Annotated in this window: 26 protein-coding genes; 12 read left to right on the top strand and 14 right to left on the bottom strand. The window is 37.8% G+C overall.

Annotated features, from left to right (window positions below):
- Positions 1 to 15: 15 nt before the first annotated feature.
- From bluB to AC2VNP_RS08410, 4 genes are read right to left on the bottom strand one after another with little or no spacing between them, the layout of a single operon-like run.
- A complete protein-coding gene (gene bluB / locus AC2VNP_RS08425) occupies positions 16 to 669 on the bottom strand; it encodes a 5,6-dimethylbenzimidazole synthase (protein ID WP_486916896.1) in 654 nt (217 codons plus the stop codon).
- A 12-nt stretch (positions 670 to 681) separates the two neighbouring features.
- On the bottom strand, positions 682 to 1,440 hold the full coding sequence (locus tag AC2VNP_RS08420) for an SDR family NAD(P)-dependent oxidoreductase (RefSeq protein WP_486916895.1): 759 nt from the start codon (positions 1,438 to 1,440) through the stop codon (positions 682 to 684).
- Positions 1,441 to 1,445: 5 nt separating this feature from the next.
- Complete coding sequence (gene mutY / locus AC2VNP_RS08415; protein ID WP_486916894.1) at positions 1,446 to 2,531, bottom strand: A/G-specific adenine glycosylase; 1,086 nt, start codon at positions 2,529 to 2,531, stop codon at positions 1,446 to 1,448.
- 16 nt (positions 2,532 to 2,547) lie between these two features.
- Complete coding sequence (locus AC2VNP_RS08410) at positions 2,548 to 2,862, bottom strand: hypothetical protein (RefSeq protein ID WP_275119463.1); 315 nt, start codon at positions 2,860 to 2,862, stop codon at positions 2,548 to 2,550.
- A gap of 461 nt (positions 2,863 to 3,323) precedes the next feature.
- Here AC2VNP_RS08410 and AC2VNP_RS08405 point away from each other — a divergent pair, with 461 nt between their 5' ends.
- Entirely contained in the window at positions 3,324 to 4,307 is a 984-nt protein-coding gene (locus tag AC2VNP_RS08405) for a metal-dependent hydrolase (protein ID WP_486916893.1), read from the top strand.
- An 81-nt stretch (positions 4,308 to 4,388) separates the two neighbouring features.
- Here AC2VNP_RS08405 and AC2VNP_RS08400 read toward each other — a convergent pair whose 3' ends face one another.
- Positions 4,389 to 4,655 (bottom strand): YfhJ family protein, encoded by a 267-nt coding sequence (locus AC2VNP_RS08400; protein ID WP_486916892.1) that lies wholly within the window; start codon positions 4,653 to 4,655, stop codon positions 4,389 to 4,391.
- Between the two features lie 140 nt (positions 4,656 to 4,795).
- Here AC2VNP_RS08400 and sspK point away from each other — a divergent pair, with 140 nt between their 5' ends.
- Together sspK and AC2VNP_RS08390 are read left to right on the top strand one after the other, a co-directional pair.
- Complete coding sequence (sspK, locus tag AC2VNP_RS08395) at positions 4,796 to 4,942, top strand: small, acid-soluble spore protein K (RefSeq protein WP_275119460.1); 147 nt, start codon at positions 4,796 to 4,798, stop codon at positions 4,940 to 4,942.
- A gap of 50 nt (positions 4,943 to 4,992) precedes the next feature.
- The gene (locus tag AC2VNP_RS08390) at positions 4,993 to 5,139 is read left to right on the top strand and encodes a YpzG family protein (protein ID WP_075388112.1); all 147 of its coding nucleotides are present in this window, start codon (positions 4,993 to 4,995) and stop codon (positions 5,137 to 5,139) included.
- Between the two features lie 199 nt (positions 5,140 to 5,338).
- Here the strand turns inward: AC2VNP_RS08390 and AC2VNP_RS08385 are convergent, their stop codons facing one another.
- The 3 genes from AC2VNP_RS08385 to recX all read right to left on the bottom strand — a co-directional run bounded on the left by AC2VNP_RS08385 (position 5,339) and on the right by recX (position 8,306).
- Positions 5,339 to 5,650: a YfhH family protein gene (locus AC2VNP_RS08385; protein WP_486916891.1), complete on the bottom strand. Its 312-nt coding sequence runs from the start codon at positions 5,648 to 5,650 to the stop codon at positions 5,339 to 5,341.
- An 80-nt stretch (positions 5,651 to 5,730) separates the two neighbouring features.
- On the bottom strand, positions 5,731 to 7,404 hold the full coding sequence (locus AC2VNP_RS08380) for an L-lactate permease (RefSeq protein ID WP_486916890.1): 1,674 nt from the start codon (positions 7,402 to 7,404) through the stop codon (positions 5,731 to 5,733).
- 95 nt (positions 7,405 to 7,499) lie between these two features.
- Positions 7,500 to 8,306, bottom strand: a complete 807-nt coding sequence (gene recX / locus AC2VNP_RS08375; RefSeq protein ID WP_486916889.1) for a recombination regulator RecX — start codon at positions 8,304 to 8,306, stop codon at positions 7,500 to 7,502.
- Between the two features lie 244 nt (positions 8,307 to 8,550).
- Between recX and AC2VNP_RS08370 the strand changes: the two genes are divergently transcribed.
- The 7 genes from AC2VNP_RS08370 to AC2VNP_RS08340 all read left to right on the top strand — a co-directional run bounded on the left by AC2VNP_RS08370 (position 8,551) and on the right by AC2VNP_RS08340 (position 13,318).
- On the top strand, positions 8,551 to 9,465 hold the full coding sequence (locus AC2VNP_RS08370) for a TIGR01777 family oxidoreductase (protein ID WP_486916888.1): 915 nt from the start codon (positions 8,551 to 8,553) through the stop codon (positions 9,463 to 9,465).
- Positions 9,466 to 9,574: 109 nt separating this feature from the next.
- Positions 9,575 to 9,685, top strand: coding sequence for a YfhE family protein (locus AC2VNP_RS08365; protein ID WP_275119455.1), 111 nt, complete (start codon positions 9,575 to 9,577; stop codon positions 9,683 to 9,685).
- Between the two features lie 144 nt (positions 9,686 to 9,829).
- Positions 9,830 to 9,991: a YfhD family protein gene (locus AC2VNP_RS08360; RefSeq protein WP_275119453.1), complete on the top strand. Its 162-nt coding sequence runs from the start codon at positions 9,830 to 9,832 to the stop codon at positions 9,989 to 9,991.
- Positions 9,992 to 10,502: 511 nt separating this feature from the next.
- On the top strand, positions 10,503 to 11,027 hold the full coding sequence (ectA, locus tag AC2VNP_RS08355) for a diaminobutyrate acetyltransferase (RefSeq protein WP_486916887.1): 525 nt from the start codon (positions 10,503 to 10,505) through the stop codon (positions 11,025 to 11,027).
- Between the two features lie 121 nt (positions 11,028 to 11,148).
- Positions 11,149 to 12,432 (top strand): diaminobutyrate--2-oxoglutarate transaminase, encoded by a 1,284-nt coding sequence (ectB, locus tag AC2VNP_RS08350; protein ID WP_486916886.1) that lies wholly within the window; start codon positions 11,149 to 11,151, stop codon positions 12,430 to 12,432.
- A gap of 123 nt (positions 12,433 to 12,555) precedes the next feature.
- Positions 12,556 to 12,942 (top strand): ectoine synthase, encoded by a 387-nt coding sequence (locus AC2VNP_RS08345; RefSeq protein WP_275119450.1) that lies wholly within the window; start codon positions 12,556 to 12,558, stop codon positions 12,940 to 12,942.
- Between the two features lie 175 nt (positions 12,943 to 13,117).
- A complete protein-coding gene (locus AC2VNP_RS08340) occupies positions 13,118 to 13,318 on the top strand; it encodes a PLDc N-terminal domain-containing protein (protein ID WP_486916885.1) in 201 nt (66 codons plus the stop codon).
- A gap of 1 nt (position 13,319) precedes the next feature.
- Here AC2VNP_RS08340 and AC2VNP_RS08335 read toward each other — a convergent pair whose 3' ends face one another.
- The 4 genes from AC2VNP_RS08335 to AC2VNP_RS08320 form a co-directional block, all read right to left on the bottom strand.
- A complete protein-coding gene (locus tag AC2VNP_RS08335) occupies positions 13,320 to 13,622 on the bottom strand; it encodes a hypothetical protein (RefSeq protein ID WP_486916884.1) in 303 nt (100 codons plus the stop codon).
- Between the two features lie 198 nt (positions 13,623 to 13,820).
- The gene (locus tag AC2VNP_RS08330) at positions 13,821 to 13,985 is read right to left on the bottom strand and encodes a hypothetical protein (protein WP_486916883.1); all 165 of its coding nucleotides are present in this window, start codon (positions 13,983 to 13,985) and stop codon (positions 13,821 to 13,823) included.
- 220 nt (positions 13,986 to 14,205) lie between these two features.
- Complete coding sequence (locus AC2VNP_RS08325; protein ID WP_486916882.1) at positions 14,206 to 14,676, bottom strand: DUF3052 domain-containing protein; 471 nt, start codon at positions 14,674 to 14,676, stop codon at positions 14,206 to 14,208.
- 62 nt (positions 14,677 to 14,738) lie between these two features.
- On the bottom strand, positions 14,739 to 15,830 hold the full coding sequence (locus AC2VNP_RS08320) for a nitric oxide synthase oxygenase (RefSeq protein WP_486916881.1): 1,092 nt from the start codon (positions 15,828 to 15,830) through the stop codon (positions 14,739 to 14,741).
- A gap of 173 nt (positions 15,831 to 16,003) precedes the next feature.
- Here AC2VNP_RS08320 and AC2VNP_RS08315 point away from each other — a divergent pair, with 173 nt between their 5' ends.
- Both AC2VNP_RS08315 and AC2VNP_RS08310 read left to right on the top strand, forming a co-directional pair.
- Entirely contained in the window at positions 16,004 to 16,768 is a 765-nt protein-coding gene (locus AC2VNP_RS08315; RefSeq protein ID WP_486916880.1) for an endonuclease/exonuclease/phosphatase family protein, read from the top strand.
- A gap of 161 nt (positions 16,769 to 16,929) precedes the next feature.
- Entirely contained in the window at positions 16,930 to 17,244 is a 315-nt protein-coding gene (locus AC2VNP_RS08310) for a DUF3817 domain-containing protein (RefSeq protein ID WP_486916879.1), read from the top strand.
- A 758-nt stretch (positions 17,245 to 18,002) separates the two neighbouring features.
- Here AC2VNP_RS08310 and AC2VNP_RS08305 read toward each other — a convergent pair.
- Both AC2VNP_RS08305 and AC2VNP_RS08300 read right to left on the bottom strand, forming a co-directional pair.
- The gene (locus AC2VNP_RS08305; protein ID WP_486916878.1) at positions 18,003 to 18,695 is read right to left on the bottom strand and encodes a pseudouridine synthase; all 693 of its coding nucleotides are present in this window, start codon (positions 18,693 to 18,695) and stop codon (positions 18,003 to 18,005) included.
- A gap of 129 nt (positions 18,696 to 18,824) precedes the next feature.
- Entirely contained in the window at positions 18,825 to 20,282 is a 1,458-nt protein-coding gene (locus AC2VNP_RS08300; RefSeq protein WP_486916877.1) for an alanine/glycine:cation symporter family protein, read from the bottom strand.
- Positions 20,283 to 20,462: the final 180 nt, after the last annotated feature.

Genomic DNA, 20,462 nt, shown 5'->3' with positions numbered 1-20,462 from the left:
TTTTTCTGTTGTTTTCTATTCTACTTTGTTGCCCCATTTTTCTGCAAAAATAAGTCCGTCTAATTGGCGCCTTTTCTCCCAACCTTCAGCTTCTAAAATTGGTTTTTCAGGATAATTGTCGGTATACCCAATGGAAAGCAGAGCAATTGGATCGATGTGTGGCGGAATATTTAAAATGTCTCTAATATCGTTTTTCTTGTAAAAGCTGACCCAACCTAAGGCCAATCCTTCTACAGTAGCCGCAAGCCACATGTTTTGAATCGCGCACGCTGTAGACATTACGTCCGTTTCAGGAATTGAGTTTCTTCCAAGCACGTGTGAGCCGCCTCGCGTTGGGTCACATGTTACACAGATCGTTATCGGTGCTTCTTTTAAGCCTTGTACTTTTAATCCAAGAAATTTTTGATGCTTCTCATCTTTATCTTCATAATGAATCGCAAGGGCTCTTTTTTCCTTGTTGGCTGCCCAAGCTAGCTTTTCTTTTACTTCTTGAGATTGAATGATAACAAAATTCCACGGTTGCATAAAGCCGACCGATGGTCCATCATGGCCCGCTTGAATAATGTTCATGATCGCTTCTTCAGGAACTGCTTGGCTTGTAAAAGTTCTTACATCCCGACGGCGTTTAATCACATCGTACAGCGTTTTTTTCTGCTCGTCTGAATACATAGGATTTCCCCCTTAAAAATTCGATTTTGATTGACCCCCATCAACATTTAACGTAGCTCCAACCACCCATGATGCTTTTTCACTCGCTAGAAAGAGAACTGTATTAGCAACCTCTTCAACCGAACCAAAACGACCAGCCGGGATTTCATTCGCAATAAACTGCTGAATTTTCTCTGGATCTTCCTCTAATCGTCTTTGCCAATTTCCCGTTGGATGGAGGATTGAACCTGGTGCTACGCCGTTGACACGAATACCCTCTTTAATCACTTCGTCAGCAAGAGATTTTGTAAAGCTGATCATTGCTGCCTTTGCACTATTATATGTCGGTTTACCGCCAGATTCCCTACCAAATATAGATGAAATATTTACGATTGCACCTGATTGGTGTTTCTTCATAATTGGTAAGGCTAATTTACTAAAATGAACCGCAGAAAAGTAATTAAGTTGCATCGCCTCTTCAAACAAAGCTAAGTCTGTTTCTGTTGTGGTTGATCCATTACTTCCACCGACATTATTTATTAAAATATCGATCGTTCCAAATTCGGATAGGAACCGATTAAAAGCTTGTTCACGTTCGGCAGTATTTGTTAGATCTGCTGAAATACCTACAACACCTCTTAATTCTTGTTCTACCTCTTTTAAAACAGAAGCGTCTCGAGCCATGACCGCTACTTTTGCGCCTTCTTCGAGAAATCCTTTGGCGATTGCTTTACCAATTCCTTTGGAACCCCCAGTTACTAGTACAACTTTATTGCTGAGATTTAAATCCATAACATTCACCTTCTTATTTGCTGTTCGATTATTTTCTGATGCGATACCGGGAATGGATAGCTTTCAATCGAATTTCCATCTACCCATCTCGTATCTTCACTACTTACATGATCTTCTGATAAAAGGGTCCCCTCATAAACCGTGATGTTCCAAACGAGATGTGAAAAAACATGTTCGACTTTTTGTACTGGTTCTTCTATTTTAACAGAAATTTCGAGTTCCGAACGAAAAAATTCTTGTAAACATTCTTTTTGCCTGTCTGCACCTTTGGTAACTTCGACATTCGGAAACTGCCACAGCTTTGCTAACAGGCCTGTATCTGGCCTACGTTGAATGAGAACTTCCCCTTGTTTATTTCGCAGTACAATTGCAGCCATGTCTTTTACTGTAACTTTTGTTTTCTTTTCTTTAATGGGCAAGCTTTTCTCTTTACCAGCATGATAAGCTCGACAATGGTCTCGAACGGGACACAGTAAACAACCAGGGGATTTCGGTGTACAAACTAATGCACCCAACTCCATTAATCCTTGATTAAACTCAGACGGCTTGTCCGGTGAAATCATCTTAGCTAACGCTTTTTCAAAAATAGGTCTCGTTTTTGCTTTCCCAATATCTTCTTCAATTAAGAGAACTCTTGAAATAACCCGCATGACATTCCCGTCTACAGCCGGTTCTGGTTTATGATAGGCAATACTTAATACGGCCCCGGCCGTATACGGTCCTACACCTTTTAATTGGCTGATCTCTTTTATAGTATCCGGCACCTTGCCACCATAGTGCTCGACAACTTCACGGACAGCCGTTTGTAAATTTCTCACCCGAGAATAGTAGCCTAACCCCTCCCACGCCTTAAGAATATCCTGTTCTTCAGCATAAGCTAGGTCTTGTAATGTTGGAAATTTTTGTACAAAGTTATTATAATAAGGAATAACCGTATCGACACGGGTTTGTTGAAGCATTATTTCTGAAACCCAAATTCGATACGGATCGTTTGTTCTTCTCCATGGTAAATCTCTTTTATGTTCTTCAAACCAATAAACTAACTGATCTCGAAAACCTTTTATGTCAAATTCTTGTAGTATTTCTGTCAACCTTTTAACCTCCAGATTACACTTCTTTCTTGGCACGAAATGCCCAACAATGAATTTTTTCTTTGCCACCTTCAACCATGGAATGAATTTTACTAAACAGATGATGCTCCTCATCTCGTCTTAGTTTCTTAAGCGCTACATAATGAGCTTCAGTTGGGACTTTAAACATCTCAACATATAAATGCGGCTGATCGGTCGCTACAAACCACTGAATTTCTGACGCTTCAAAGTTTGGAAGTTCCGCAATAATATGCTCCATAGCTTGTTCATATTCGTTTACCATTTGTGATTTTATTCTATACTCCATAAAAATTTGTAAAGATTGTGTCATAATCTCAATTCCCCCTTTTTAATAAGTGCGATTTCGGGTATAAATATAGTAATGACTTTAGTAAGAAAAACGGATGCAAACGCTTAGGTAGCGTATACTGCAGTGGATATTGAGCTGTCGGTCAGCTATTACAAACTTTAAGTTTTGTTTTTATTTTTAGCGGACTCTGAGGCCCTTATTTTAACAAAAAGCACCTTTTTGAAGGTCTTAACGGACTAAGAAGCCCTTATTTGCCTAAAACTAGTTAAAAAAATCTCTAATAGTCGTAAATAAAGGTTTCTGAGTCCTCTAAATCAAGAAAAGAAGCGGTTTTGACAGAAATAAGGGCCTGTGTGTCCGTATCTGCTATTTTGATACGTTATCCCAAGCAAGCGAATCCCACCAGACGTCAGTGCTGTAACTAGACCTGATGTGGAAAGCGCCTTTATAATTAAGCTTCACCGAAAGGAGGTCGTTCAAACTTGGATACTGGAACTCACGTGGTTATGGGAATTGCTCTCGGTGGGCTTGCTACATTAGATCCTGTCGTTGGAAATGACCCGGTTATGAGACAAACGGTTATGGTAGCTGCAATTATCGGTTCGCAAGCTCCCGATTTCGATACCGTCCTAAAATTGAGAAATAATGCCGTTTATATCCGTAATCACCGTGGCATTACTCACTCCTTACCAGCCATATTGATATGGCCTTTTATTATCGCGGGTGGAATTTCTATGTTTGTTCCGGAAGCGAATTATTTACATCTATGGCTTTGGACATTCATCGCAGTTTTCCTTCATGTTTTTGTCGACATATTTAACGCTTATGGTACACAAGCTTTGCGACCTGTGACTCATAGGTGGATTGCTTTAGGATCTATCAATATTTTTGACCCTTTTATTTTCTTAGCACATGTCGTTGGGATCATTTTATGGCGCTATGGATTTGATCCTGGATATACATTCTTGACGATTTACTTAGTTCTTATCTTTTATTACATATGGAGGTTTCAAGCACGTTCAAAAGTTATTGCACATGCTCAGTCTCTCCATCCAACTGCAACTCATGTGTTTATTTCACCTACATTTCGCTGGAATCAATGGCATCTTGTGATCCGAACAAAAGAAATGTTGTACGTGGCCGAGTCTAGAAATCACAAAATTAATTTCTTTGAGCAATATCCATTTGAACCGATACCCGATGATCCAATTATTAATGCAGCAAGAAAAGACGCCAACCTATCTGCATTTCTTTCCTTTTCTCCGACCTATCGTTGGGAAGTCGAAAGTGTTGATAATCAACATGAAGTTCGATTTGTTGATTTAAGATATCGTACAAAAGGCCATTATCCGTTTGTAGCGATCGTTCAATTAGATGAAAACCTCGATATCGCCAGCTCCTATACTGGTTGGGTATATAGTGAAGAAACGTTAAAACGAAAACTACAGCTTTCTACACAATCATAAGGTTGACTCCTGAGTGTCTAGTTCTACTGGCACTTGAGTCAACCTTTTTTATGTAACAATATTCTTTCATTGCAAGGAAAACTAATTTTTCAAACTGTCGTCTTCGAGTAAATGTTTAAATTTTTCATTTTTTGACGCATATTCATGTAAATATGGTCCGTAGTTGGTGATCCATTGCATTACAATTTGTTCTGTTTTTTCAGGCCCTTCATATGTTCTTCCTGATTTTGCTCTTGTCGCTTCAAAATCTTCCCATAAGTTCTCAACCCATTTTCGAGCTTGTCCATAGGATAATTGATCATTTCGTTTAAGTAATTGATCAGCTAAGCGTTCAATTCGCTCATTCATTAAAGGTTACCTCCTCTAACAATTATTGCATATCATATGATCGCTTGTACCTTCTCATACTAGGAGAGAAGCACAGACAATTCAGTGCTTGATTTAATGTTTGGTTTAACTTTAAGTTGTCGTCAAAGGAGGGTTCACCGATGCGTAACAAAGAGAAAGGATTTCCAAACCGTAAATCATTTTCGGGAGAACCAAGAGCGAAAGAAGAGTATTCTTCAAAACGAGCTGATGGCAGTATTCGGGATCATCCTCAACAACGAATGATGCAATCGAATCAATCCCGCTAATGACATGACATTGATTTCATTTCTCTAAGCTATCTAGGAGGTGTTTTACCTTGCATAAGGTAAGAGGTAAAAACTATGCTGACCCATTTCAATCTCCACGAGCTAATCCAAAGCATGCATTCCATCAAGTGAACGGTGAAACAGAAAGAGGCCTCCACAACTACGTTCTTAAAGTCCAAACAAGAAAACGTTCATAATTCCCATTGAACGTGTCCAATCTTCAAACCTTTTCCTTCCTTACTTTGAAAAGGAGAAGCAACTCCTCTGCTTCTCCTTTTTTTTTATATTGGTGACGGCGAGATATTTTGGCATCGAGTGCTTCCATACTCGGTAGATCTTAAACGTAAACCTTACCTTAACATTTCCGCTTTACTGGTACTCTACTACACAAAGCATTTATTGTTCTAATTTTAATACAGAAATTGGAACTCCTTCTAGCTCGCTGCTTCCGTTACGAAACCCCCAAGCAAACCTGCCATTCATATAAGAAATTAAAAAGCTCGATTGTTCATCAATCATTTCATACGTTTCGCCAGGTTTATAATCATCCGGGTTTAGCAAGTACGCTTTTGCAATAAGCATTTTGCGCTCATACACTGCGAATTCGCTAGCCATCCCCATTTGTTCTGCCTTTTTCGCTTTTTCGTTCAGTTGAGCAATTTCATTATTAAGTTCATATGCGGTCATTTCACTAAAACGCTTTTCCATTCATTACGCCTCCATCGGCTTATTTCTATCTGTTTTTATTATACTGGATTTTACACTATGCGACCAACTACAAGCCTGAGCTACAATATGATATAAGCATAAATTAATCCGATCACACCTGAAAAGATGGCATAATAAAACATAGGCAGTAATGTCAATCGTATAATAGGACCTTCCTTCCCTAATAAGCCGACAACTGAAGCAGCTGCTACAACGTTAAGTACACAAATCATATTTCCACCGTTCGACCCCAACACTTGTAACGCAAGTACTAACGTAGGGTCAACTCCAATTTGATCGGCAACGCTAAACTGAAATAGCGAAAACATCATATTACTGAATGTTGCACTACCTGACACAAATGATCCTAGCGCTCCAATAAAAGGAGCTACTAACGGCCAACTGCCGCCTAATGCTGCAGAAGCCGTATTCGCTAGCTCCATCGGCATACTTTCCAATCCAGAAGCGTTCACTCCAGAATTAATAAAAATTCGAACCATCGGCACTGCCGTAAATAATGTAACCGCACTTCCAACGACCGCTTGTGCAGAGGAACCGAATGTCGTTTTGATTTTTTCGATGTTCATCTTATGAATAACAAAAGTGATTAAGACGACTAGTACAAAAATGGTCCCCGGTAGATAAAGGGGTTCAAGAGTAGTACTTATATTTGTATTTAAAATATTCGGCCAGCTCCATCTCACTGACTGAAACCAGGCTTTAAATGGAAGGACCTCAAGACGTGTGAGCACAAGAAACAGCCCGACTAAAAGGTATGGAACCCAGGCCATAACTAGACTTAACGATGGTCCTTTTTCTTCTTTTTTTCGGGAAGTTAACACCTTTCCTATCCAATCTGGTGACCATTTATCAGTAGGTGCAAAATCCCACGCCTTTTCAGGAAGAAGAAAGCCTCGTTTTGCTGCTGGAACAACGATTAACAGTCCGAACAATCCACCGAAAATAGACGGAAATTCAGGCCCCAGAAACACAGCTACTACTAGGGCGGGGACTGTGAATGCGAGTCCTGCAAACAAAGCAAACTTCCATACTTGTAACCCTTCTCGCCAAGACTTGTTTTCACCAAAAAAACGAGTTAACATGACGACAAGAATGAGTGGCATAAAGGTGCCAACAAAAATATCAATTTGCATGACTTGTGCTCCAACACCTTTTACAAATTCACCAATTTGAGTTGGATCCGTTAAGTATGGTGTTACAACAGCAGCTACTTGAGAGCCTTCTTGCAATCCTTGCTCGACCCCGACAATGATAGGTGTTCCCACTGCCCCAAACGAAACCGGGCTACTATCGGCGATTAGCGCTAAAACGACCGCTGCTAATGGAGGAAAACCTAGTGCAACGAGAAGAGGGGCAGCAATTGCAGCAGGGGTACCAAAACCAGCTGCTCCTTCAATAAAAGCCCCAAACAGCCAAGCAATGATAATAAGCTGGACTCTTCTATCCGGACTTATCTCTAAAAAACTATTACGGATGGTAGTAATTGCCCCACTCAGTTGCAGAGTATTTAATAGTAAAATAGCACCGAATACAATATATAAAATTGAAAAACCAATAATAATACCTTCGATTGATGCTGCGACAATTTGTACAAAAGGAACTTTCCAATAAAGGTACGCCAGTAAACCTGTTGCTATTAAGCTAATTGGCATCGCCTTCATAGCAGGCATCCTCATAACAACTAAGAATAATAAAACGGCAAGGATTGGAGTTAAAGCAATGATGCTGTTCAAGATTGTTTACTCCCTTTCATATGTAAGATAAAACAATAATAACAAAGTTTGTGCAACACTTCACAATGTCTTTGTTATTATTTTATGACATTTTATTATTCCCTACTATCCTCTAAATATTGATCAATTAGATCGATTGGAAACCCCTTTTGGTACAGCCATTGCTTCAATTTATAACGATATTCATATTCACTTAGATGAGCAAACTTTTTCTTACCTTTCTCTCCTTGATGGAGAATTGCTTCCCATTGTTGATCTTTATTAAACGACACAGCATTTTCTTTAATCCCTTCTTCAATAACTTCATAAGAGAACCCCTTTGATAAAAGTTGTCGTTTAATCCTTTGTTGGTAGGCTTGCTCCGACTCCTTTAATGTCTTTTTCGCTTGTTTATCCACCCATTTCATAATATGATCCAGCTGTTCTACATACGTATATTGGTCCATAGCCTCTGCTGATATTTTTTCGTTAACACCTTTCTTAAGTAGCTCCTGTTCAATCACCTTTGGGCCTTTTACTCCTGTATTTTTTTTCGTTCGTACAAAAGCCACCGCAAAGTCTAGATCGTTTAAAAAATTATATTCTTTAAGTTTTTTAATGACCTGATGAATTTCCCACTCTTCATACTCTTTTTTCTTTAAGTAGTCGACAACTTCTTTTTCTGACCTCATACGATAAGACAAGTAGGACAAAGCTAAGTTATAGGCTTTCTTTACTTTATCTTCAGCTAAAATTTTCTGTAATTCCTCAACATCGATCTCCATCCCTTTTTTCAAGCGCGATGAAATAAGGACATCTTGATCAACACTAAATCCGTACTCTTCCCCTGCTCCTTGATTAATAAAAACATTAAACCGTTCCTTATTATTCTTTTGAGTTGTAATTTTTGTAATGACAGCCATATCAACCATCTACTTTCCATAAATATTAATCATTAAAGAACTATTTGTTTCAATTCTACCGTTACTGGTTATTGATTTGTATGTGATCATTTTTAGTATACTGAAAGGCTAAAGTTTCTGCTCATTTCAATTATGAAGTTTTATTTAAGTGATTATTTTTCTTTTGTTAAACTTATAAATTACTTATACTATAATTAAACAACAATTGAACGTACTAATACTTAATTTGAAGGGCAGTGGTTGTATGAATATAGCAATAGCTGGCGGTACAGGATTTATTGGGACAGCTTTAACTGAATATTTCATATCACAAGGTCATCAAGTTTTTATTTTAACGCGAACACCTAAAGAAAAGAAGGCGAACGTTCATTATGTTCAGTGGTTAGTATCAGGGTCTAAACCAACGGAAAGCCTTCCACCTCTTGATGCACTCATTAATTTAGCAGGAGATTCAATCGGCTCTGGTCGCTGGACAGAAAAAAAGAAAGAGCGGATTTTAAAAAGTCGTATTAAAGCCACAAATGCTGCTATAACATTACTTCAACAGCTAGAACATCAACCTAATGTATTCATTAATGCCTCGGCCATTGGCATATACGGTCACTCTGATACCCACACGTTTACAGAAGGTCACGTTGCAGGTGGCGAAAATAACTTTTTAAAAGAAGTGGTACTACAGTGGGAAACAGAAGCGCTGAAAGCAGAAGATCTGGGAATCCGAACCGTTCTTCCTCGCTTAGGTTTAGTTCTAGATGAAAATGAAGGTGCATTACCAAAGATGCTACTACCTTATCGCCTGTTTGCTGGTGGCGCTTTAGGATCCGGCAACCAATGGTATTCTTGGGTTCATATTCAAGATGTCGTTCGACTTATCGATTTCGTCATCAAAACGAAAGAAATTGAGGGAGCGATAAACGTTACATCTCCTCACCCTGTTCAAATGAAAGAAATGGGAAAGGCTATTTCAGCTGTTCTTAAGCGACCGCATTGGTTACCAACTCCGGCTTTTGCTTTAAAGCTGTTGTTAGGAGAAATGAGCTCATTACTGCTGCAAGGACAACGTGTTTTACCTGAAAAAGCGATTCGTTATGGATTTATATTTAATTATTCAACCATAGATGAAGCGCTGAAACATTTATTAAGACAGGATCATGATTAATTTGTTATCTCTTCTTAAAAAAGATAAATCTGATTTAGCTCTACTTAGAATATTTTTCCTCTTATTTACTCATACTATATATATCACTTCATTACGAGGAGGAAACATTATGGAGAAAAAGAAACGTCGTGACCAACAGGAAAGACATACACTTAAAAAGGCTCAACAAGTAACGTATCAATCCGATTTTAAAGCTGCTGACCGTGCTGCACGCAGATAGTAAATGCAGGTACTCAACTTCGAGTACCTTTTTTTTTGGAAATTATTTTATTACATGAACGATCTGCACCTGTCTCAAACTAGTATTAGGTGTTGTAGAAGACGATAAACAGCAGCACCATTACTTATAAGAGGAGTGTTTCAAATGGGTAAAAAGAAAAAGAAACAACAGCAAATCGCAAACGTTGATAATGATGGAATGGATGTAGAATATTCTGCAGAATTAGCTGACGCTGAGGATATTGAAGCAAATGCACGTGGAGCAGCTGCAGATCGTCGTGCCAAAAAGAAAAAGAAAAATAAATAACAAGAAAAGCGCATGGGGCCTGCTTATCGGCGACAAGCGCTGGACACCTTCAAACTCTATACTTAATTTTTAAAAAAGCTGACTCATGAGCCTGTTGCTCATAAGTTAGCTTTTCTAATGGCCATCTAAACCATTGGATAGTAATCAAATTTCACTCTTATCATTTCTAAACGCCACAGAAAATGCCTGTTTTTAGCTACCTCTAGACCCTCATTTACACGCCATTTATTTTTTTTATTCATATTTCGTCATCTTTTGTTAGATTTGCTCACATTTTTTCAAATTGTTCGAAAACACTAAGATATGGAAGGAATATGAAAGATACGTGCTCTTACTAGATGGCAACGTAAGTCATCCTGATTAATCATGAATTATCAATAAATAGCTGGTTTGCTTTAATTTCAGCATCCCCTTATCATTTATAATAGCTACAATAAAATTAATAAACCATCCATTTTAAGGAGGAATACGCTATTATTTACAATAAAATGCGATTTGTAGGTGAAAAGCGATGAGTCAACTAACGAAGACAATTACCCAACCTATTCCAAATGTCACTTTTGAAAAGCCTTCTGTTGAAGATGGCGCCGCCATGTGGGAACTTGTAAATAACTCTACGCTCGATTTAAATTCTTCTTACAAATACATTATGTTTTGTGAGTTTTTCTCAGAAACTTGTGTCGTAGCAAAAGAAAATGGCAAACTAGTAGGTTTCGTAACAGCTTTCATCCCCCCTACAAAACCAGATGTCATTTTCGTCTGGCAAATCGGAGTGGATGCTTCTCAACGAGGAAAAGGTCTTGCATCCCACCTCTTACAAGAGTTGATTATCCGAGAAGGTTGCCAAAATATTAATTATCTTGAAGCCACTGTTACACCTTCTAATCAGGCCTCTCAATCACTATTCCGACGCCTAGGGCGAGATCTCAATACAGACTGTGAAGTACTAGATTGTTTCTCAGAGGACTTATTTCCTGGAGACGATCATGAAGCAGAACTGACTTTCCGAATTGGACCATTTAATCAAGATAAGTAACATTTATCAAAAGTAACCTAGGAAGATGAATGATTCGATCGTCACATGTGAAAAACTTCACAAATTTCTCATTGAAGAATAATTCCTTTCTTACAAAATAAAAGGAGGATCTATTATAAAAATGGAAACTAACAATTTGAGTATATTTAACGAATTAGAATCTGAGGTACGTAGTTATTGCAGAAGCTTTCCCGCTATTTTTAACAAGGCTAAAGGCTACAAACTTTGGGATGTCGAAGGAAACGAATATATCGATTTCTTCTCAGGTGCTGGAGCTTTAAACTACGGGCACAATGATCCAAAAATGAAGGCGAAATTAGTGGATTATATTTTAAACGATGGTATCGCCCATTCTTTAGATAAGGCGACAGCAGCAAAGGCTGAATTTCTAGAAAAATTCAACAATGTCATCCTTAAACCTCGAAATATGGAATACAAAGTAATGTTCCCTGGACCAACAGGAACAAATACGGTAGAAAGTGCATTAAAGCTTGCAAGAAAAGTAACTGGTCGTACGGATGTAATTAGCTTTACCAACGGCTTCCATGGTATGACAATTGGTTCTCTATCAGTTACAGGAAATTCTTTTAAGCGTAAAGGTGCTGGTATTCCATTGCAACATGTCGTAACAATGCCATATGACAGCTTCGTCAATGACGAACTCGACACTCTGGAGTATCTCGAGCGCTTTTTAGAAGATAACGGAAGTGGAGTTGAAATTCCAGCCGCAATGATCCTCGAGACAGTCCAAGGTGAAGGGGGCATTAACGCTGCCCGTTTCGAGTGGCTACAAAAATTAGAAAGCATTTGTCGTCGCTTTGGAATTTTACTCATCATCGACGATGTTCAAGCTGGTGTCGGCAGAACAGGTACTTTCTTCTCTTTTGAAAAAGCTGGAATTACACCAGATATTATTTGCCTGTCAAAATCAATTGGCGGCTATGGATTACCACTTGCATTAACACTAATTAATCCAAAGTATGATATTTGGGAACCAGGCGAGCATAACGGAACATTCCGTGGAAATAACTTAGCATTTGTTACAGCTACTGAAGCACTTACTTATTGGGAGAATGACTCTTTTGAAAAAAGCATTCAAGAAAAATCTGATAAGATTAGTGATTTTTTAGTCGGCCTTACTGTGAAATATCCACAAATTAAAGGTACAGTACGCGGTCGCGGCTTTATGCAAGGAATTGCAACAGAAGTAGACGGTCTTGCTTCTGATATTGCCAAAGCTGCTTTCGAGCGAGGACTTATTATGGAAACAGCAGGTCCAGACGATGAAGTGTTCAAACTCTTCCCTGCGCTTACAATTGATAATGAAGGCTTGGAAAAAGGGTTTGCTATTATCGAAGAAAGCATCAAAAGTTTAGTAAACGAAAAAGAACCAGTATCGTCCTAAAACAATGAAACAATGAGCGGCACTTTTTAGCCGTGCCGCTCACCCAGTCAACATATAACGCTCTAAACCAAACATTTTAGATTAATTTTACTTATAAAAACACATTACTGGAGGACATTTAAAATGAAAGTTGTTAAATTAGAAGATATTATTGGAACTGATCAAGAAGTAAAAGGAGAAAACTGGACTAGTCGCAGACTATTATTAAAGAAAGATGGTATGGGGTATTCCGTTCATGATACAATCATTAAAGCTGGAACTGAAACACATATTTGGTATCAAAACCACCTTGAAGCCGTTTACTGCATTGAAGGTGATGGTGAGGTAGAAACATTAAGTGATAATAAAATCCACCCTATTTCAGCTAATATGATTTATGCTTTGGATAAGCATGATGAGCATTTACTTCGTGCTAATACAGATATGCGTATGGTTTGTGTGTTCAACCCTCCAATTACTGGAACTGAAACACATGATGAAAACGGAGTATATCCAGTAGTTGAAGATTAATTCTCTGTTTACTAAATACAAACTAGTTCACTAGAAAAGGCTGTGCCTCGGATCTCAGATCGATGGCACAGCCTTTTGTTATCCTAATCGAGATGCTTACATTATTCATATTTCTATCTAGCTAATCATAGGTATGATTAAATAAAAGGTATAATTATGTAAAGGGGACGTTTATATGGAAGTTTTTGCAGCTGCTAGTATTGTCTTACTTTTAATATTTGGTTTGTTTTTATTAAATATATTTACTAGTATTTGGGCTTATCGTGATGCCATTAGTAATGGAAATAGTAAAGAATATGCCCTGCTTGTTTTAATTGGAACGTTATTTTTCCCTGTCCTCGGACTAATCATTTATTTTTTTATTCGAAACGATTAATTTAGTGTAAATAGATTTTTTCAAATTTTATATGCTTCGTATTAATTCCAATCGTCTTTAACAACTCTCTCACGTCTTCTAAGGAACCTGCAGGATAGGTTGATCTACAAATATGATCCGTTTTTGATAATTTCTCTTCCGTTATCACTTCTTCTTGTATGATATCTTTCATTGATGCAATAACTTTAATCACTTCTTCGTCTCTCTCAAACGAAATAAGTCCAGTGACGTTGTTATATAATATAATAAGCGGTACATCTGTTAAAGGATGAACAAAATGCGCTTTAAATATAGCTTGTTCCATGTAGTAACTCCTCCTCCTTACTTTAGTTCATATTCTAACACGAAAAAGACGATCTGGCACAAAAATGAGGATGACTCCAATCAGCTACTGTCGAGTGGCACTTACACATCTATAGCTACTAAACTTAAATCTTAAAGTATAGTAACTATTTGCTACATGCGCCCGACAGTTCACCATGGAGTTCATCCTCTTTTTCATTTAATTGTTCATTTTACTATCAATATCAGCTAATTCTTTAGCAGCATCTCTTGCAGTAAGATTTTCAATTGAGTGTGCAATTCGATTTCCTATGATCATAAAGCCTAAGAAAAGGGAGAAAAACACGATTACAAAAACGACAACAAAGCCTTCAAATAAACTCATATGTCCCCTCCTTGTAACTTGCTTTATGAAACTATATGAAACCCAATCCCGTTATATGCGAATTAAAACATTTCATTCCACAGAAAATTGAAGATCTTTTGAACTTATCGTTGTGCCAAAAAAACTCCATAAAAACCCCCCAAAAGTTATTTTCTACTCTAACTTTTGGGGGTCGGTACCCATCGTGTCTTTTTTCTTTCAGCTGTCCCTATGAGCACCATTAACTATTCTCTAGATCATTCACTCGTTGCTTTCCTTTTTCCGTCACTGCTTGTTTTCGAACCATTGTCTTAATGTTGTCAACATGGCGGAAGCGCAGTGCTGACCAATCCTCATCTACTGCTACCTGACGAACCGGTTCAAAATCTTTCTCAGTTAATAATGCAGCTACCGATTCGCGACTACAATTAGATCCCTTATAGGTTTTAGAAGATTTTTTAGGATAGCATAACCACAGCAACCCATCTTCTGAAAGAACCTCGACTGCCTTCCCACCCAATTCTAGAATCGTTTCATTTGTAGTTCCGAAAACTTGGACAAAAGAATACGTATCTTCCTCTGCTTCTGTATGTACCTCTGCTTCAAAAGAAGCAATAACCTCTTCATACTCTTTCGGTGCGTTTAATATTAAGACTGGTTTGCTTTGATCTTTAAGTTGTAATTTCTTTATGACTGGGTGTAATTCAACCATAGTGGACATGGACATCCTTTCGATTATAAATTTCTAAGGCAAATTATAAGTCAGCTATTCATTTATTCATACCGTTTATCTTGATAAAAATAATTAGGTGTCACCACTTCATTTTCATATGGTTTATGAAAGATATGAGTTGTCGCTGGAGAAACTGGTGGAATTAACCATGTCCAGTCACCTGTTAATGAACGTCCGCAACGTTTTTCTTTGTCTTCGAAATGCTGAAATTGAGCCGCCGCTGTATGATGATCGACAATACTTACGCCTTGCTTTTTAAAAGAATGAAGTACCGCTACATTTAACTCAACTAATGCTTTATCTTTCCATAAAGTTGAAGCACGACTTTTGTCTAACCCCATAATTGAAGCTATTTTCGGCAACATGTTATAGCGATCTTCATCAGCTAAATTTCTAGCACCAATTTCTGTTCCCATATACCAGCCATTAAAAGGAGCTGCTGTATAGTGAATACCACCAATTTCAAGTTTCATCTCAGAAACGATCGGAACAGCGTACCATTTTAACTGTAAGTCAGAAAATCCCTCTAATTCAGGGTGGACAAGCTGAACTTCTAATACGATTTCTTTCGGTATATCAAACCAGTGAGGTTCACCCTTTTTCATTTGGATGACGTACGGTAATACATCGAAGTGGGTTCCTTCACCTGCCCAGCCAATTTCTGTACATAACTTTGTAAATGAGATCGATGCAGGATCGCCGATAATTCCGTACTCAGTTTCATAGCCAGCATAACGAATGAGCTGGTAGTTCCATATTCTTACCTGCTCTTCACCGTTAATCATCGGTTTCAACACAGTAATTGTCGGAAGAATTTTTCCTCCATTGGTACCATATTCAATATGCTTGTTTAAAGCATCGGCTACTTTTTCGGCCGTATCGGCGTTTCTCTCATCTAAGACATGCAAGCTATCCCAAAACAGTCTTCCAATGCAGCGATTGCTGTTCCTCCAAGCCATCCGTGCCCCATGCTGCAGCTCTTCATATGTATGGTCGTAATGTTCTGTTTTTTCTATTTCCGTCCTTATTTCTTCCAGCCTTGTCCTGATTTGTTCTTCATTTTTTCCTAATTCTTTGTAGCAAATATATATAAATTTCTCAGCTTCTTTAAACAAATTTTCTTTTGTTTGCAAAATTGCCACCTCATTGTCATCAATAACCTTCATTTAGTATGACCGTATTAAACACCATTATTATAGCTGACATTTAGACATCTAGCCTATGATCTAAGACTATTTCACTAAAAAGACACAGGATGAAATGTTCTGTTTAGATGTCTAAATCGTACAGGTCTCGGCAAAGATAGTTGCTAAGTGAAAAGGGGGGAGTTCCATTTAAACTTAGAGTTTTATCTTTCAACATACGTCATGGTTTAGGTACGGATCGCCGTGTTGACTTACATAGAATTGCCAAGATTATCAAACAAAGTGATGCTGATATTATCGGTCTGAATGAGGTGGATAAATCGTTCTCAAAACGAAGTCAATTTATCGATCAAGCGAGTTGGCTAGCCGAGCAGTTGCAAATGGACTATGTATTTGCACCGGCCATTTCCATTCGATCTCGAAAAGTTGAACAACGAGAATACGGAAATGCATTATTCTCGAGGTTTCCTATTAAACAATCTAAAAGCCACGTCGTTCGTCTCCGTCCTTTTCTATGTGAGCCACGGTCTATCATTGATGCTACGATTCAAATAAACCAAACATTTGTCAAAACTTTAGTTACCCATTTCAGTCTGCATCCTTTGTTACGGAGAAAACAAATAAAAAAATTAGTAGAGGAAGCCACAAGTGAACACCCTACTTTATTAATGGGAGACTTGAATTGCAGGCCACATTCAAGAGATTACAACGAAATATCTAAGTATTACCATAATACGTGTGATAAGCGCATCAAAAAAGAACTCGGAACCTTTCCTTCACGTAGGCCAAAAGTTCAGCTTGACTACATTTTTGTTAATAACAAGTTCGAAGTCATCTACTCTGATGTCATAACTACGTATAAAGAAGCTTCTGATCATTTACCGATAACTTCACTTGTGAAAATAAAAAATAATATCACTTTGTAGCTTCCTACTCTTCACATTGAATGGAGATAGGAAGCTTTTTAAATGGGAGCGCTCCATTTATTTAGCTAGATGTTCGTTTCACAATATTGTTGTTTTTAAGTGAAAGCATTTACTGATATAATCACTATATAAAGCTTGTTTATCTCAAGAGGAGGTTCAACATGTTAGATACACCACTTAAATGGTTTCGAAATATTGGCTTTCTAGAAGCTTGGTCATATTTATTACTTCTGGGGCTTGCTATGCCTTTAAAATACCTTGCAGATATTCCTCAGTTCGTTACAGTTATTGGCGCTGCACACGGAGCTTTGTTTGTTCTTTACTTAGCCATTGCTCTATACGTTACTGTAAAATACAAGTGGCCACTAACCCGCTTTATCGGTGCTGCAATTGCAGCCATGGTTCCGTTTGGACCGTTTATATACGATGCCCGCATCTTAAAGCAATACGAAATAGAAGTGAAAGAAAGTGTGTAAAAGACATTTACCATACTGGTTGTAAAAGATGAGAACCGCCAGCCTTCGCATTGAAGGCTAGCGGTTTTTTTGTGGTTTAAGCTAATTTCAGTTTGGTACTGGGGGATGAGCGATTTTTCCTTTTATTGAAATTTTTTTCGGCTATAGCCGATATTTTTTCTTTTACTGGCATAGTCGGCTATAGGCGATGTTCTTTCTTTTATTGGCATTTCATCGGCTAGAGGCGATATTTTTCCTTTTACTGGCATTTTTTCAGCTATACAGCCGATATTCCCCCTTTTCTTGGCATTTCATCGGCTAGAGGCGACATTTTTTCTTTTACTGGCATTTATCCGGCTACAGACAATTTTTTCCTTTTATTGGAATACCATCAGCTATAGGCGATATTCTTCCTTTTACTGGCATTCCTCCGGCTACAGACGATATTTTTCCTTTTATTGGAATAATCATGCTCTAAAGCTTTCTTTAGATCAGTTTTTTCCCTTTTACTGTAATTTTCTTGATCTAATCTATTCTTTAGATTAGCTTTCTTCCTTTTACTGTAATTTTTTTACTCTAATCCATTCTTCAGATTAGATTTTTTCCTTTTACTGTAATTTACTTGATCTATTCCTTTCTTTAGATCAGTTTTCTTCCTTTTACTGGATTTTTTTTGATCTATTCCTTTCTTTAGATCAGTTTTCTTCCTTTTACTGTAATTTACTTGCTCTTAACCTTACAATTTTCTTCCTATATCCTGATAAACTTGAGATCATGTCCTATAACGACGCCAGCAATTCATGGAGTTCACTATCACTTAGTTCGCGCCACTCCCCTGCCGGAAGGGATCCAAGCTCAATATTCATAATCCGTACCCGCTGTAGACGCGTAACTTTATAGCCAAACACTTTACTCATTCTTCTGATTTGCCGATTAAGCCCTTGGGTAAGTATGATCCGAAACGTATAATCATTGATACGGGACACGTGGCATAATTTTGTTGTCGTCCCGAGAATTTCTACTCCTTTTGACATTCCCTCTATAAATTTATCTGTAATTGGTTGATCGACAGTTACAATATATTCTTTTTCATGATTATGTTCAGAACGCATCATTTTATTCACAATATCCCCGTCATCTGTAAGCAATATTAAGCCTTCTGAAGCTTTATCTAATCGCCCGACTGGAAAAATTCTCTTCGGGTAGTTTATAAATTGTATGATGTTTCCTTCGACTAAAGGTTGTGCGGTACATGTAACACCGACTGGTTTATTTAATACAATGTACGTCTTTTTTTCTTTTTCTTTAATCTTGATTTGCTTCCCGTCGATACGGACAATGTCTGTTCGTTCGACTGTATCTCCATGCTCACAGATTCTGTCATTAATCGTTATTCTCTCAGCACTAATCAAACGATCTGTCTCTCGTCTTGAACAAACACCTGTTAAACTAATAAATTTGTTTATTCTCATTTTGTCTTCCTTTCTTACAGTTGAGAACTTAAATGTTATCCTATTAGATCATATATTAATATACACAAAAAACTACAGCTTCATCTGAAACTGTAGTTTTCTTTGCAGTTATTCCCTTTAACTATCTAATTAACTCGACATTTTGTCTTTATCTTTGTTATACTCATTTTCCCAATAATCCGCGTTTTTGATATCTAATTTCTTCGGATCAAATACTGGGTCAAGACCTTGTTTCTTCTGTTCTTCATAATCTTTAAGTACTCGTAATGCAGGTTTCGCAAGGATAAGAATGGCGATTAAGTTTAACCATACCATCAATCCTAACCCAACATCGCCTAACGCCCAAGCAAGGTCTGCTTCACGAACAGCTCCGAAGAATACCGCACCTAGTAAGATGACTTTTAACACAAACATCGCTACTTTTTTTCCTTTACCACGAATGAGATAAGCCACATTCGTTTCTGCCATATAGTAGTATGCCATAATCGTAGTAAATGCAAAGAAGAATAACGCTACTGCAACGAATGCTGCACCAAATCCAGGGATTACAGATTCAATGGCCGCTTGCGTATAACCAGCGCCGGCAGGTACTTCGGCAATATAACTTACGATCGTGTTTCCAGCTCCATCAACAACGTTATACATTCCTGTAAATAGGATCATGAATGCTGTTGCCGAACAAACGAGTAATGTATCAATGTATACTGAGAATGATTGAACTAAACCTTGTTTTGCAGGGTGAGAAACTTCAGCTGCTGCGGCAGCATGCGGGCCTGTTCCTTGTCCTGCTTCGTTTGAATAAATACCACGTTTAACACCCCATGCAATCGCTAAACCAATAATTCCACCAAATGCAGCATCTGCTCCAAATGCACTGCTAACGATTAATGAGATTACAGCCGGTAATTGTGTAATGTTTGCACCGATAATTACGAAAGCAAGTAAGATATACGCAACCGCCATAAAAGGAACAACTAGCTGTGCAACGTTTGCAATCCTTTTAACCCCACCAAAAATGATAATACCGATAATAGCAATTAAAATTGAAGCTGTTATATAAGGATTAATCGAAAATGCATTATCAACAGCGATTGCAATTGAATTAGATTGGATTCCTGGCATTAATAGACTCATAGCAAGAAGAGTCGCTACAGCAAAAATAACTGCGTACCATTTCCAACCAATACCTTTTTCAATATAATAAGCTGGTCCCCCGCGGTATAATCCATCTTGCTTTTCTTTATAAACTTGAGCTAATGTAGACTCAATAAATGCACTTGATGCTCCGATAAATGCAATCGTCCACATCCAAAATACTGCACCAGGTCCCCCAAATGCTATAGCAGTTGCGGTACCTGCGATATTACCTGTTCCAACCCTTCCTGACAGTGCAATTGACATCGCTTGAAACGATGATACCCCAGCAGATGAGCTTTTCCCTCTAAACATTAAAGTGACCATATCCTTAATGTGCCTTACTTGTAAGAAGCGAGTAAGGATAGAGAATAGTAACCCTACTCCCAAACAAAAGTAGATCATCGGATTACTCCACAAAATACCATTAAGCCAGTTTATCAAACTTTCCAAGTAAATCCCTCCTCTTTTTCAATTATAATTTTTTGAACTTTTTTTATATTCGAATTATAAGCTAAAAATTTCCTTATGGCAATATACTAAAACGTTAATTTATTAGTTTACTAAAGTATTATAGTAAAAAATCTTACAAAAGGCGGGAACAAAAATGTCTTTTGATAAATAGTTTTAATA

The organism is Alkalihalobacterium sp. TH-98 (assembly GCF_057473385.1).
This window is presented reverse-complemented; position numbering and strand designations above follow the sequence as displayed.

Coding starts and splice junctions, on each gene's coding strand:
- sspK (WP_275119460.1), top strand. CDS start 4,796: ATGCGTAACAAAGAGAAAGGATTTCCAAACCGTAAATCATTTTCGGGA.
- AC2VNP_RS08420 (WP_486916895.1), bottom strand. CDS start 1,440: ATGGATTTAAATCTCAGCAATAAAGTTGTACTAGTAACTGGGGGTTCC.
- AC2VNP_RS08360 (WP_275119453.1), top strand. CDS start 9,830: ATGGGTAAAAAGAAAAAGAAACAACAGCAAATCGCAAACGTTGATAAT.
- AC2VNP_RS08335 (WP_486916884.1), bottom strand. CDS start 13,622: ATGGAACAAGCTATATTTAAAGCGCATTTTGTTCATCCTTTAACAGAT.
- ectA (WP_486916887.1), top strand. CDS start 10,503: ATGAGTCAACTAACGAAGACAATTACCCAACCTATTCCAAATGTCACT.
- AC2VNP_RS08365 (WP_275119455.1), top strand. CDS start 9,575: ATGGAGAAAAAGAAACGTCGTGACCAACAGGAAAGACATACACTTAAA.
- AC2VNP_RS08310 (WP_486916879.1), top strand. CDS start 16,930: ATGTTAGATACACCACTTAAATGGTTTCGAAATATTGGCTTTCTAGAA.
- AC2VNP_RS08385 (WP_486916891.1), bottom strand. CDS start 5,650: ATGGAAAAGCGTTTTAGTGAAATGACCGCATATGAACTTAATAATGAA.
- AC2VNP_RS08400 (WP_486916892.1), bottom strand. CDS start 4,655: ATGAATGAGCGAATTGAACGCTTAGCTGATCAATTACTTAAACGAAAT.
- AC2VNP_RS08410 (WP_275119463.1), bottom strand. CDS start 2,862: ATGACACAATCTTTACAAATTTTTATGGAGTATAGAATAAAATCACAA.
- AC2VNP_RS08340 (WP_486916885.1), top strand. CDS start 13,118: ATGGAAGTTTTTGCAGCTGCTAGTATTGTCTTACTTTTAATATTTGGT.
- AC2VNP_RS08305 (WP_486916878.1), bottom strand. CDS start 18,695: ATGAGAATAAACAAATTTATTAGTTTAACAGGTGTTTGTTCAAGACGA.
- AC2VNP_RS08345 (WP_275119450.1), top strand. CDS start 12,556: ATGAAAGTTGTTAAATTAGAAGATATTATTGGAACTGATCAAGAAGTA.
- AC2VNP_RS08330 (WP_486916883.1), bottom strand. CDS start 13,985: ATGAGTTTATTTGAAGGCTTTGTTGTCGTTTTTGTAATCGTGTTTTTC.
- recX (WP_486916889.1), bottom strand. CDS start 8,306: ATGGCTGTCATTACAAAAATTACAACTCAAAAGAATAATAAGGAACGG.
- AC2VNP_RS08325 (WP_486916882.1), bottom strand. CDS start 14,676: ATGGTTGAATTACACCCAGTCATAAAGAAATTACAACTTAAAGATCAA.
- AC2VNP_RS08370 (WP_486916888.1), top strand. CDS start 8,551: ATGAATATAGCAATAGCTGGCGGTACAGGATTTATTGGGACAGCTTTA.
- bluB (WP_486916896.1), bottom strand. CDS start 669: ATGTATTCAGACGAGCAGAAAAAAACGCTGTACGATGTGATTAAACGC.
- ectB (WP_486916886.1), top strand. CDS start 11,149: ATGGAAACTAACAATTTGAGTATATTTAACGAATTAGAATCTGAGGTA.